General features: G+C 43.3%; 9 protein-coding genes, 2 tRNA genes, 3 rRNA genes and 1 other RNA gene. 10 read left to right on the forward strand and 5 right to left on the reverse strand.

From position 1 onward, the window contains the following. The first annotated feature begins 187 nt into the window (after positions 1–187). From CKV69_RS09770 to CKV69_RS09790, 5 genes are all read left to right on the forward strand, one after another. Positions 188–3,090, forward strand: a 23S ribosomal RNA gene (locus tag CKV69_RS09770). A gap of 165 nt (positions 3,091–3,255) precedes the next feature. After that, positions 3,256–3,371, forward strand: a 5S ribosomal RNA gene (rrf, locus tag CKV69_RS09775). Positions 3,372–3,423: 52 nt separating this feature from the next. Beyond that, positions 3,424–3,539, forward strand: a 5S ribosomal RNA gene (gene rrf, locus CKV69_RS09780). Positions 3,540–3,551: 12 nt separating this feature from the next. Continuing rightward, positions 3,552–3,628 (forward strand) — tRNA-Asp (locus tag CKV69_RS09785). 34 nt (positions 3,629–3,662) lie between these two features. Continuing rightward, a tRNA-Trp gene (locus CKV69_RS09790) sits at positions 3,663–3,738 on the forward strand. Between the two features lie 267 nt (positions 3,739–4,005). Here CKV69_RS09790 and CKV69_RS09795 read toward each other — a convergent pair. From CKV69_RS09795 to CKV69_RS09810, 4 genes are read right to left on the reverse strand one after another with little or no spacing between them, the layout of a single operon-like run. Continuing rightward, entirely contained in the window at positions 4,006–5,175 is a 1,170-nt protein-coding gene (locus tag CKV69_RS09795; RefSeq protein WP_015702671.1) for an FAD-dependent 2-octaprenylphenol hydroxylase, read from the reverse strand. A 2-nt stretch (positions 5,176–5,177) separates the two neighbouring features. Then, a complete protein-coding gene (ubiH, locus tag CKV69_RS09800) occupies positions 5,178–6,383 on the reverse strand; it encodes a 2-octaprenyl-6-methoxyphenyl hydroxylase (protein WP_010907305.1) in 1,206 nt (401 codons plus the stop codon). A gap of 11 nt (positions 6,384–6,394) precedes the next feature. Next, positions 6,395–7,720 carry a Xaa-Pro aminopeptidase gene (gene pepP / locus CKV69_RS09805; RefSeq protein WP_015702672.1) on the reverse strand — a complete coding sequence of 442 codons (1,326 nt, stop codon included), beginning with the start codon at positions 7,718–7,720 and terminating at the stop codon, positions 6,395–6,397. A gap of 23 nt (positions 7,721–7,743) precedes the next feature. Next, positions 7,744–8,292: a YecA/YgfB family protein gene (locus CKV69_RS09810; RefSeq protein ID WP_005724622.1), complete on the reverse strand. Its 549-nt coding sequence runs from the start codon at positions 8,290–8,292 to the stop codon at positions 7,744–7,746. Between the two features lie 143 nt (positions 8,293–8,435). Between CKV69_RS09810 and CKV69_RS09815 the strand changes: the two genes are divergently transcribed. From CKV69_RS09815 to CKV69_RS09825, 3 genes are all read left to right on the forward strand, one after another. Next, the gene (locus CKV69_RS09815) at positions 8,436–8,738 is read left to right on the forward strand and encodes a cell division protein ZapA (RefSeq protein ID WP_005718731.1); all 303 of its coding nucleotides are present in this window, start codon (positions 8,436–8,438) and stop codon (positions 8,736–8,738) included. Positions 8,739–8,818: 80 nt separating this feature from the next. After that, positions 8,819–9,000, forward strand: a non-coding RNA gene (gene ssrS, locus CKV69_RS09820) — 6S RNA. A gap of 17 nt (positions 9,001–9,017) precedes the next feature. Next, positions 9,018–9,590 carry a 5-formyltetrahydrofolate cyclo-ligase gene (locus CKV69_RS09825; RefSeq protein ID WP_015702673.1) on the forward strand — a complete coding sequence of 191 codons (573 nt, stop codon included), beginning with the start codon at positions 9,018–9,020 and terminating at the stop codon, positions 9,588–9,590. Positions 9,591–9,650: 60 nt separating this feature from the next. Here CKV69_RS09825 and CKV69_RS09830 read toward each other — a convergent pair whose 3' ends face one another. Continuing rightward, entirely contained in the window at positions 9,651–10,433 is a 783-nt protein-coding gene (locus tag CKV69_RS09830) for an outer membrane protein assembly factor BamD (RefSeq protein ID WP_015702674.1), read from the reverse strand. Positions 10,434–10,538: 105 nt separating this feature from the next. On the opposite strand from CKV69_RS09830, the gene rluD reads away from it, so the two are divergent. Further along, positions 10,539–11,513, forward strand: a complete 975-nt coding sequence (rluD, locus tag CKV69_RS09835) for a 23S rRNA pseudouridine(1911/1915/1917) synthase RluD (RefSeq protein WP_005752230.1) — start codon at positions 10,539–10,541, stop codon at positions 11,511–11,513. An 11-nt stretch (positions 11,514–11,524) separates the two neighbouring features. Further along, positions 11,525–12,259, forward strand: coding sequence for a peptidoglycan editing factor PgeF (pgeF, locus tag CKV69_RS09840; protein WP_015702675.1), 735 nt, complete (start codon positions 11,525–11,527; stop codon positions 12,257–12,259). The last annotated feature ends 10 nt before the right edge of the window (positions 12,260–12,269 follow it).

Consider the following 12,269-nt stretch of genomic DNA (forward strand, 5'->3'; position numbering starts at 1 on the left):
AAATTGGAAACAAGCTGAAAAACTGAAGAGATTTTCGAAAGAAAGTCTGAGTAGAAAAATCTTGCATGAAAAAAGGCATGCAAGTGTTTAGCGTTTAAACACAACATCAAGGTGATGAAACTTGATTAATGCATTAGCAAAGGTTAATGGATTAATTGAGATTAAGTAAGAATACTTGAGGTTGTATGGTTAAGTGACTAAGCGTACAGGGCGGATGCCTTGGCAATCAGAGGCGATGAAGGACGTGCTAATCTGCGAAAAGCTTGGATGAGTCGATAAGAGGCGTTTAATCCAAGATATCCGAATGGGGAAACCCAGTAGATGAAGAATCTACTATCAATAAATGAATACATAGTTTATTGAGGCGAACCGGGAGAACTGAAACATCTAAGTACCCCGAGGAAAAGAAATCAACCGAGATTCTGTGAGTAGCGGCGAGCGAAAGCGGAAGAGCCAGTAAGTTTTAGCTAGCATATTAGAGGAATTGGCTGGGAAGCCAAATCAAAGAGGGTGATAATCCCGTACTCGAAAGTATGTTAGTGGAACTAAGCTTACGATAAGTAAGGCGGGACACGAGAAATCCTGTTTGAAGATGGGGGGACCATCCTCCAAGGCTAAATACTCCTGATTGACCGATAGTGAACCAGTACTGTGAAGGAAAGGCGAAAAGAACCCCGGTGAGGGGAGTGAAATAGAACCTGAAACCCTGTACGTACAAGCAGTAGGAGCGAGGGCAACCTTGTGACTGCGTACCTTTTGTATAATGGGTCAGCGACTTATATTTTGTAGCGAGGTTAACTGAATAAGGGAGCCGAAGGGAAACCGAGTCTTAACTGGGCGTTGAGTTGCAAGGTATAGACCCGAAACCCGGTGATCTAGCCATGGGCAGGTTGAAGGTTGGGTAACACTAACTGGAGGACCGAACCGACTAATGTTGAAAAATTAGCGGATGACTTGTGGCTGGGGGTGAAAGGCCAATCAAACCGGGAGATAGCTGGTTCTCCCCGAAATCTATTTAGGTAGAGCCTTGAGCGGACACCTTCGGGGGTAGAGCACTGTTTCGGCTAGGGGTCCATCCCGGATTACCAACCCGATGCAAACTGCGAATACCGAAGAGTGATACTCAGGAGACACACGGCGGGTGCTAACGTTCGTCGTGGAGAGGGAAACAACCCAGACCGCCAGCTAAGGTCCCGAAGTCTATATTAAGTGGGAAACGAAGTGGGAAGGCTTAGACAGCTAGGATGTTGGCTTAGAAGCAGCCATCATTTAAAGAAAGCGTAATAGCTCACTAGTCGAGTCGGCCTGCGCGGAAGATGTAACGGGGCTCAAATATAGCACCGAAGCTGCGGCATCAGAATTTATTCTGTTGGGTAGGGGAGCGTTGTGTAAGCGGATGAAGGTGGCTCGAGAGGGTTGCTGGACGTATCACAAGTGCGAATGCTGACATAAGTAACGATAAAACGAGTGAAAAACTCGTTCGCCGGAAGACCAAGGGTTCCTGTCCAACGTTAATCGGGGCAGGGTGAGTCGGCCCCTAAGGCGAGGCTGAAAAGCGTAGTCGATGGGAAACGGGTTAATATTCCCGTACTTGGTAAAGCTGCGATGTGGGGACGGAGAAGGTTAGGTAAGCGGACTGTTGGATATGTTCGTTTAAGCAGGTAGTTGGAAAGGGTAGGCAAATCCGCTCTTTCATACAACAACGAGACGTGATGACGAGGCTCTACGGAGCTGAAGTTACCGATACCCAGCTTCCAGGAAAAGCCACTAAGCGAAAGGCTTTACTAAACCGTACTGAAAACCGACACAGGTGGTCAGGTAGAGAATACTCAGGCGCTTGAGAGAACTCGGGTGAAGGAACTAGGCAAAATAGCACCGTAACTTCGGGAGAAGGTGCGCTTACAGTAATTGTAGTCCCTCGCGGATGAAGGTGAAGTAAGTCGAAGATACCAGCTGGCTGCAACTGTTTATTAAAAACACAGCACTCTGCAAACACGAAAGTGGACGTATAGGGTGTGATGCCTGCCCGGTGCTGGAAGGTTAATTGATGGTGTTATCGAAAGAGAAGCTCCTGATCGAAGCCCCAGTAAACGGCGGCCGTAACTATAACGGTCCTAAGGTAGCGAAATTCCTTGTCGGGTAAGTTCCGACCTGCACGAATGGCATAATGATGGCCAGGCTGTCTCCACCCGAGACTCAGTGAAATTGAAATCGCCGTGAAGATGCGGTGTACCCGCGGCTAGACGGAAAGACCCCGTGAACCTTTACTATAGCTTGACACTGAACATTGAATTTTGATGTGTAGGATAGGTGGGAGCCTTTGAAGCAGTGACGCCAGTCATTGTGGAGGCGACCTTGAAATACCACCCTTTAACGTTTGATGTTCTAACGAAGTGCCTGAAACGGGTACTCGGACAGTGTCTGGTGGGTAGTTTGACTGGGGCGGTCTCCTCCCAAAGCGTAACGGAGGAGCACGAAGGTTTGCTAATGACGGTCGGACATCGTCAGGTTAGTGCAATGGTATAAGCAAGCTTAACTGCGAGACAGACAAGTCGAGCAGGTGCGAAAGCAGGTCATAGTGATCCGGTGGTTCTGAATGGAAGGGCCATCGCTCAACGGATAAAAGGTACTCCGGGGATAACAGGCTGATACCGCCCAAGAGTTCATATCGACGGCGGTGTTTGGCACCTCGATGTCGGCTCATCACATCCTGGGGCTGAAGTAGGTCCCAAGGGTATGGCTGTTCGCCATTTAAAGTGGTACGCGAGCTGGGTTTAGAACGTCGTGAGACAGTTCGGTCCCTATCTGCCGTGGGCGTTGGATGATTGATTGGGGCTGCTCCTAGTACGAGAGGACCGGAGTGGACGCATCACTGGTGTTCCAGTTGTCTCGCCAGAGGCATTGCTGGGTAGCTAAATGCGGAAGAGATAAGTGCTGAAAGCATCTAAGCACGAAACTTGCCAAGAGATGAGTCATCCCTGACTTTAAGTCAGTAAGGGTTGTTGTAGACTACGACGTAGATAGGTTGGGTGTGTAAGTGTAGTGATACATTGAGCTAACCAATACTAATTGCCCGAGAGGCTTAACCATACAACGCTCAAGTGTTTTTGGGTGTTGAGTGAGACGTTAGACGAAAAGACGAAGAAGAGAAAATTACTTTAGACAGCTTGTTTTTGATTAAAGTGCGAGAGTGAAGAAAGCACAGAAGGAAGAACAGAAGAATAGAGAAGACAAGAGAAGACATCAACCGAATATCTTGGCGGCGATAGTGCAGTGGACCCACCTAACTCCATGCCGAACTTAGAAGTGAAACGCTGTAACGCCGATGGTAGTGTGGGGCTTCCCCATGTGAGAGTAGGATACCGCCAGGTCATTATTTGATTAATTCATTTAATGATAAGTGAATTAATCAAATAAAAATTTTTTGGTAGCCATAGTGCAGCAGACCCACCTGAACCCATGCCGAACTCAGAAGTGAAATGTTGTAACGCCGATGGTAGTGTGGGGTTTCCCCATGTGAGAGTAGGTCACTACCAAATATCAAATTTCGCGGAGCGGTAGTTCAGCTGGTTAGAATACCTGCCTGTCACGCAGGGGGTCGCGGGTTCGAGTCCCGTCCGTTCCGCCACTTATTTAAGCGAATTAGGTTTCGCTTTCTTTCTAGGGGCGTAGTTCAATTGGTAGAGCACCGGTCTCCAAAACCGGGTGTTGGGAGTTCGAGCCTCTCCGCCCCTGCCATTATTATGTAGATAAAGTCGTAAGTAAATCATTAACTTACGGCTTTTTTGTTTTCTAAAAATCGTCTCAATATTATCATTTTCACAACTTATATTTCGTGTGTATAAGATAGTATGACGAAAATTTGACTTAATCCGAGTGTTCTAGTACGGTCTCTTTTATAGAAATGTTGTTAGGTAGTATCTGATCAGCATGCTAGGATAAATGAGAAGGGATAAAAAAGCGTGGTTCGATAAATATCAAACCACGCTTTTTTTATATGTGTCATTATAATCCTAAGGCTTGTTTCATTAATTCTGTTTTGACAAGGCTAAATTTATCAGTTGCACTCAATCCAATGCCCCTGATCATTTTCTTGATTGGATGATCTCCATGGAAAAGATCTTTTAAGCCTTGCATGACAAGTAACATTTTCATGGCCTCTTTCTTCCGTTTACGTTCATAGTGGCGTAAATAACGATATTGTCCAATATCCACATCTGCTTTTATATTTTCTTCTATTGTCCGCGCCAATTCGATAACATCTTGTAAGCCTAAATTGACCCCTAAACCTGCTAGAGGATGAATAGTGTGTGCTGCATCACCTACGAGCGCAATTCTATTTTGAGCAAAATCACGGGCATAACGTGCTGTTAACTTAATCGCTTGTCTTTCCCCTTGAACTTGACATAATCCCAGATGCATATCGAAGGCGACAGATAATGCGCGATTAAATTCTTCTTCATCACATTGTGCAAGGTGCTCTGCTTGTTCTCCAGGTTGTGACCAAACTATCGAACAAAGGTGTTGTTGATGTAAGGGTAAGAAGGCAAGGATACTGTCTTTTGAGAAGATCTGGCGTGCGCAATGTTGGTGCGGTTCTGTGGTTGCCACATTACAAACTAATGCATGATGTCCATAATCTCTAAAAACAAGTGGAATGTTCGCTTGTTTGCGTACCCAAGAGTTTGCACCATCGGCAGCCACTAATAATTTGGCGGCGATCATTTGACCATCATTGAGTGAGATCATAGCGTGGCTTTCGGTTAAGCCTAATGTTTGTGGAAGTGCGGTGAGTATTTCGATATTTTTTTGTTGATTCACTTTTTGCCATAATGTTTGCTGAATTACGTGGTTTTCAACAATATGCCCTAAGTGAGAAATGCCTAATCCTGCGGTCGTAAAATGAATATGAGCAAAGCTATCTTTTTCCCATACGTGCATGGCATTGTATTCCGTTGCTCGTATGTGGGTGATGTCTTGCCAGACACCGAGTTGAGTCAGTAAATGCTGGCTCGCCAGGTTTAACGCACTCACGCGATGAGTAACTGTTTCTAGTGAGGTTGTTGGCGGAAATGCCTCAATCAGCGCAATGTGTAGTGGTGCGTTAGCGAGGCGAGCAGCGAGAGCGAGCCCAACCATGCCACCACCGACAATAACCAGATCAAATGTTTTCATGTTTAAGTCCACCCTAATGCCAGTTTGGCAAAATGTTGTCGCAATAAGGTTGATTGCGACAGTGTCATTAAGCCAAGTGTTCGTCCAAATTGTAATGGTAATAAATGATTTGCAAAGATAGAAAGTAAATCATCAGTTAAGCGTAGCGTTTGCTGTTGATCTGACTGACGTTGTTTTTCATATGCTTGTAAATGTGCGTAAGTACCGATATCTTTTTGTTGTAGATAATGTGTGGCGACCACATCGGCGAGGGTCATCACATCGCGAATGCCTAAATTGAAACCTTGCCCCGCAATCGGATGCAGAGTTTGGGCGGCATTGCCAATTAAAGCAATGCGCGGCTGGATATGTTGTTCGGCTTGATATAGATTCAATGGATAAGTAAAACGTTGTCCACATTGTAGCAGTTTACCTAGACGCCAGCCGAAACGATCTTGTAAGGCAGATAAAAACGCCTGATCATTGAGTGTCATTAATTGTTGAGCATCTTTAACGCACCAAACTAATGACATCAGATTGTCTTGCATTGGCAATAAAGCAAGCGGTCCTTCATCGGTAAAACGCTCAAAAGCGCGATACTGATGATCTTGTTGTACCAAGATATTGGTGATGATCGCTGTTTGGCGATATTCGCGTACGACTTTCTGTGCGATATTAGCGGCTTTGGCGACCAAGGATTGTGTACCATCTGCGCCAACTAAAAGTTGACCACGTAAAGTGCGGTGATTTTTCAGCTTGATTTCGACATGCGCGTCATTTCGTGTGATGTTTTCAATTTCAATCGGTGCAAGGTAGTCAATATGCGTGTATTCTTGAATGGCATTGAGGAGTATTTGCCCTGCTTGGGTTAATTCAATGACTGCACCTAATTGGGGCAAATTAAACTCTTGTGCCCTGAATTCCAGCAAACCACTATGCCCTTTGTCAGACACGTGGATCTTATGAATGGGGGTGCTGACGGGCTGCAAACGTGACCAAAGATGCGGTGACTGAAGTAATTGGATTTGCGCAAAACGCTGGCAACTACCGTCAGATAAAGCAATACAACGCGCATCAAAGCCACTTTGTTGGTGATGATGAGTTACTTGCTTTTCAAGGACAGCAATTCTCATTTTCCCCGCTGTTTTGCTACTGAGTGCAAGGGCCAGCGTTGTTCCGGTCATCGCCCCACCTACAATAATCACATCGTAGTTTGCTGCTTCAAGCATAAAATGATCCTTTATTTGCCCGCCATTAATTTTTCAATCTCATCGATTTCTTTTGGTACAGCACTAGTGAGATTTTTATTACCGTATTCGGTGATTAGTAGGTTATCTTCAATTCTGACACCAATTCCTTTGTATTGCTCAGGGACATCTGCTTGTTCTGAAATATAAAGCCCCGGTTCAACTGTCAATACCATACCGACTTCAAGTGGACGGTCACGTACTTTACTATTGCGGTTATTATTCTGCTGATCTTTGCTATAGCTACCAACATCATGGACATCAAGCCCTAGCCAGTGACCTAGCCCATGCATATAAAATTGGCGATAGGTTTCATTTTGGATCAGGGTTTCTACATCACCTTGTAAAATACCTAATTTCACTAAGCCTTCCACTTTGATCCGAACGACTTCATCGTTAGCTTGTTGGATAGAATTGCCTGGTACTAATAATTCAATCGCCCGTTTTTGTGCTTTTAACACGATGTCATAAATTTCTCGTTGTGCTTGACTAAATTTTCCATTCACAGGGAAAGTCCGTGTAATATCGCCTGCATACATCGCAAACTCACAACCCGCATCAATCAGCACTAAATCACCATCTTTTAGTGGCATATCATTTTCAGTGTAATGCAGAATACAGGCATTTTCACCACCGGCAACAATCGCATTATAAGATGGAAAACGCGCACCAAAACGGTTAAATTCATGCAATAACTCCCCTTCAATTTCATATTCAAGGCGATTTGGACGTGTTTTTTGCATAGCTCGAATGTGGGCCAAGGCACTGATTTGTCCGGCTTGTTGCATAAGGGCGATTTCGTTGTCAGATTTGAATAAGCGCATTTCATCTAACATGCCTTTCCAACAAAGGGTTGTTTCTAAATTGATATCATTTTCAACTAATAATGCATCGCCCCAAGGGTGAAGTGCGTTAACATGATAAAGTGCAGTACTTTTTGCTAAAATTTTAGGCAATTCGGTATGAAAATCTTCAATTGAGAAGGCACGATCTAATTGCAGCTTTTGGGGAGCATTGGCTACACCTAAACGGCGACCATCCCAAGTTTCACGTAAGGGATCGGAAGGACGAACAAAAATAATGCTTTCGGTTGTTTGTCCATGTTTAGCCAGAATCAAGACGGAATTGGGTTCATTAAACCCAGTTAAATACCAAAAATAGCTGTCTTGACGGAAAGGATAAGTACAGTCGTTGCTACGGCGTTTTTCAATTTCAGAGAAAACGATAAGTACAGCATCCTCTTGCATTTGTTGAAAGACACGATGGCGGCGTTCAGCAAATTCTTCTTGAGGCATCGCAGCCATATAAGCTAAATCCATTTTATTCTCCTTTATCATCTCACTTAATGTAATACGGGTTTTTGTTCAGGGAGTTGGGGTTGAAAATGTGTGAATAACAAACAAGCTAGAGTACGGACATATTCAATGATTTCTTCTAATGCTTCGCTGAGTTCTTCTTTATCGTCACTTTCGTCGTAACCGAGTTGACAGATATCGTGTAAGTCATCAATAGCTTCACCAATATCACCTTTCTCTTTATCTAATTTCGGTTGGGCGAGCCCCAAACCAAGTAAGAAATGGTTTGTCCATTCGGATAATGCATCGGCACGCGTAAAGACGTCATCTTCATTTTCAGGTAACCATAATTCAAAGTCAAACCCATCAATATCGGCTAATTTCTTGCTGATGCGTTGCTGTATTTGAGTGACTTCTTGCAACAGTGCGGTGGGATAAGCGTGATTTTCATTCGTAAATTGGAAAAGCAGGGGTTGCCAACTTTGATCGTGGATGCCCCCGCAGATTAGACCTGTGAGAAAACCATGTAATTCTGCGGCAGATAAAGCAATACCGGCAGTTTTTAATTGTTGAGAAAAGTCGGAATACGACGACATACTTGTATCCTTAGGTTATGCTGTAATAAATTCTGTTCAGTTTACCACTCTACGACTAGGCAACCAATAATTAGACGGATTTTTTTAGCTATGGCATAATGTCGCCATCCTAAATCCTGATAATTACGCTGAATGGAGGCGAGATGTCGTCTAAAAGTATTGAGTTACCTGTATTAGGGCAGGTTTTACGTTTAAATTGTCCAGAAGAGCAGCATGAAGCATTAAAACAAGCAGCAAGAGAGCTTGATTTACGCGTCAGTGAAATGAAAGAACGCACAGGGATTTTACAGTTAGAACGCGTGTTGTCGATTGTTGCGTTAAATTTAAGCTATGAATTATTACAAGCACAGCAAAAGACTACCTCAATTGAGGCGTTATTACAGCACCGCATTCAACAACTTGATCATTCTCTTGAAAGCATTTTAACCCAAAAAGTGAACAATTAATTTGCGATTAGGGTGACGGAAGGTGAGATGTGTGAATTATCGCTAGTCAATCACCTTAAATTAAGCTAGTATTAAGTAAAGATTACCTGAGGTGTTTGCCAGTGGGTTATGTCCCTGAGCCGATACTTTTATTTTATGAATCGGTTTCTAATTGTTGGTGTGCATGCTTAGCTTGACTAAGAAGCCTAAAAATAGTTATAACTGATTCCCTTGAACCGTTGGGTTCAAGGACTGAGACTTGCAGCGGCATCTCGGGTTCTTCCCTTACAACCAATATCCATGAATACCGATTCTCTGCTTCGCCAAAAAATTCGAAATGACATTCGAAAACGTCGTCAAAAACTCACCGCACTTGAGCAACAACAAGCCGAACAGTCTATTACACAACAAGCATTGCAGTTGATTGCACAGAAAAAAGCAAACACAGTAGCGCTTTATTTATCTTTCGATGGAGAAGTATCTACTCAGCAGCTCATTACGTGTTTATGGCAGCAAGGCATACAAGTTGCTGTACCTGTTTTGCATCCTTTTTGTCCGGGGCATTTGTTGTTTTTATGCTATCATCCAGAATCGGTTCTGTATAAGAATTCATTTGGTATTTTAGAACCTCAACTCAATGTTCAAGACGTTGTGCCAATAAGCGCGCTAGAGATAATTTTTACGCCTCTTGTTGCTTTCGATAAACAAGGGAATCGTCTTGGAATGGGCGGGGGATTTTATGATCGCACGTTACAAGGTTGGCAGGAAAAATCTTTTATCCCTGTAGGACTTGCACATGCCTGTCAATTTGTTGACCATTTACCTAGCCAAGCTTGGGATATGCCACTTGCACAGATTTTGATTGCAGAATAAATGACATAAAAAAATAGGACAAAGTGTAACACTCGTCCTATTTTTTAAATCATAAGTGGTTTATTGTTTTAATAAGCCTTCAGGCTCCGCTGGTTTTTCGATTTCAGCAAAGGTTCTGTCTTTATTGGCTTCGATAATCGCGGCAGTTTTGGCAGCCAGATCGTTTAAATTCATTTTTTCGTAAGCCTCTTGCATCAACGGTAAAGCTTCATAAGTTGCTTGTGTATCTGGATATTGTTGTAGCATGCCTACAACACGATTTGCCACAGCAACATGTGCATCACGTTTCGCATAGAATTTGGCAATCGCTAATTCATGACGAGCAAGGCTGGCTTTAATATACGCCATGCGAGCAAGCGCGTCTTGTGCATAAGGGCTGTTTGGGAAATTTTGCACTAGGGTCTGGAAGTTCGCGAATGCGGCTTTGATTGAGCTACTTTCACGTGTAGCGCGATCGATTCTAAATAAATCTTGAATATAGTTATCACCTAATGCTGCATTCGTTAAGCCTGCCATATAAAGGACATAATCTAAATTTCGGCTTGTCGGATATTGTTGGAAAAAACGATCAGCTAAGACTAAAGTTTGTGTATAATCTTGCGTTTTATAATTTGCATAAATCAAATTTAATAGTGTTTGTTCACTATAACTACTACCAGGGAAACGGCTACGGACAGCATCCAAATAACGGATTGCTTGTGAATAATCTCCGTTTTGTAAATGCGTTTGACCAACATTATAAAGCTCTTGTTCTGGACGCTGTTCAACATCTTTAGAGCCGGAACACGCAGTGATAGCAAATGCGGTTAAAGCAATAAACGTGAACGATTTTAATTTACGCATTAGATAATCCTTATTTTTACGAGCAATGATAAATGAGTTACAATGACTCATTATTGTATATAACATTATTAAATAAGCAAACCTCATTCATGGATTTTTTTATTTATGGCACAAATCACCCTTTCAGCTGAAATTCAGCTATCTCAACTGGGACAACGGTTAGACCAAGCTTTAGCTGAATTGTTCCCAGATTATTCTCGTTCTCGCTTAAAAACGTGGATTGAACAGGATTTAGTTCACGTCAATGGCGACGTTGTGAACGTACCGCGTGCCAAGGTTTATGGAGGCGAGCAAATTGAAATTGTGGTGGAGATTGAAGATGACACCCGTTTTGAGCCTGAGAATTTACCGCTAAATATTGTGTACGAAGATGACGATATCTTAGTGATTAATAAACCTAAGGATTTCGTTGTGCATCCCGGTGCGGGTAATGCCTCTGGGACCGTATTAAATGCTTTACTTTATCATTATCCTGCTATTGCAGAAGTACCTCGTGCGGGCATCGTACACCGTTTAGATAAAGATACAACGGGATTAATGGTGATTGCGAAAACCATTCCTGCACAAACAAAATTAGTACGAGATTTACAAAAGCGTAAAATTACCCGCGAATATGAAGCCATTGCTTGTGGCATCATGACGAAAGGCGGTATGGTGGATCAGCCGATGGCACGTCATCCGACGAAACGTACGCATATGGCAGTACACCCTATGGGGAAACCGGCGGTGACCCATTATCGCATTATGGAGCGCTTTCGCAACTATACCCGTTTGCGTTTACGTCTTGAAACCGGGCGAACCCACCAAATTCGTGTGCATATGGCACATATTGCCCATCCTTTATTAGGTGATCAAACCTATGGTGGACGTCCACGACCGCCGAAAAATGCCAGTGAAGAATTGATGCAAACTTTGCGTGATTTTAAACGTCAAGCATTGCACGCGATTATGCTTCGTTTAGAACACCCCATTACAGGTGAGCTGATGGAATGGCATGCGCCTTTGCCAACAGATTTCGTGGAATTAGTCGAAGCATTAAAAGCGGATTATCAATTACATCAAGACGATTTAGATTATTAATAGGTGATCGAATGGATGTACTCAAACCCAATTGGCATGCGCCAACGCATGTTCGTGCGTTTAGTACTTTAACGCAAGGTGGATATAGCTCGCCACCTTATGCTAGTTTGAATTTAGGTGATCATGTAGGCGATGATCCAAAAACAGTGGAACGTAACCGCACTTTATTGGTCGATACGTTAAAATTACCCCAATTCCCACGTTTTTTAAACCAGATACACAGCACACATGTACTGACTCTACCTACAACAGCGCATAATTTCGAAGCAGATGCCGTGTATAGCAACCAAGCAAATCAAGTCTGTTTAGTTATGACAGCTGACTGTTTACCAGTGTTGTTGACAAATACAGCGGGAAATGAGGTTGCAGCGGCACATGCAGGCTGGCGAGGGCTGTGTCATGGGATTTTAGAGCGAACGGTGGAGAAATTTAATACGCCTGCCGAGCAACTTATTGCTTGGTTGGGACCGGCGATTAGTCAGCCTCATTTTCAAGTGGGCAAAGAAGTACGGGAACAATTTATACAGCAAGATCCTGATGCTGAGTGCGCTTTTTTACCAGATCCTGATGTTAAAGAAAGATATTTAGCAGATTTATATTTATTAGCTACACAACGCCTCAATAGACTAGGCATTAGCCAAGTCAGCGGTGGTGACTATTGTACATTCGCACAGAAAGAGAAATTTTTTTCATATCGACGAGAGCAACGAACTGGTCGTATGGCAAGTTTAATTTGGTTTGAATAACAAGCATTAC

Origin of the sequence: Pasteurella multocida (assembly GCF_900187275.1) — a bacterium.
Taxonomy (GTDB): Bacteria; Pseudomonadota; Gammaproteobacteria; order Enterobacterales; family Pasteurellaceae; genus Pasteurella; species Pasteurella multocida.

Coding starts and splice junctions, on each gene's coding strand:
- CKV69_RS09795 (WP_015702671.1), bottom strand. CDS start 5,175: ATGAAAACATTTGATCTGGTTATTGTCGGTGGTGGCATGGTTGGGCTC.
- ubiH (WP_010907305.1), bottom strand. CDS start 6,383: ATGCTTGAAGCAGCAAACTACGATGTGATTATTGTAGGTGGGGCGATG.
- rluD (WP_005752230.1), top strand. CDS start 10,539: ATGGCACAAATCACCCTTTCAGCTGAAATTCAGCTATCTCAACTGGGA.
- CKV69_RS09815 (WP_005718731.1), top strand. CDS start 8,436: ATGTCGTCTAAAAGTATTGAGTTACCTGTATTAGGGCAGGTTTTACGT.
- CKV69_RS09825 (WP_015702673.1), top strand. CDS start 9,018: ATGAATACCGATTCTCTGCTTCGCCAAAAAATTCGAAATGACATTCGA.
- CKV69_RS09830 (WP_015702674.1), bottom strand. CDS start 10,433: ATGCGTAAATTAAAATCGTTCACGTTTATTGCTTTAACCGCATTTGCT.
- pgeF (WP_015702675.1), top strand. CDS start 11,525: ATGGATGTACTCAAACCCAATTGGCATGCGCCAACGCATGTTCGTGCG.
- pepP (WP_015702672.1), bottom strand. CDS start 7,720: ATGGATTTAGCTTATATGGCTGCGATGCCTCAAGAAGAATTTGCTGAA.
- CKV69_RS09810 (WP_005724622.1), bottom strand. CDS start 8,292: ATGTCGTCGTATTCCGACTTTTCTCAACAATTAAAAACTGCCGGTATT.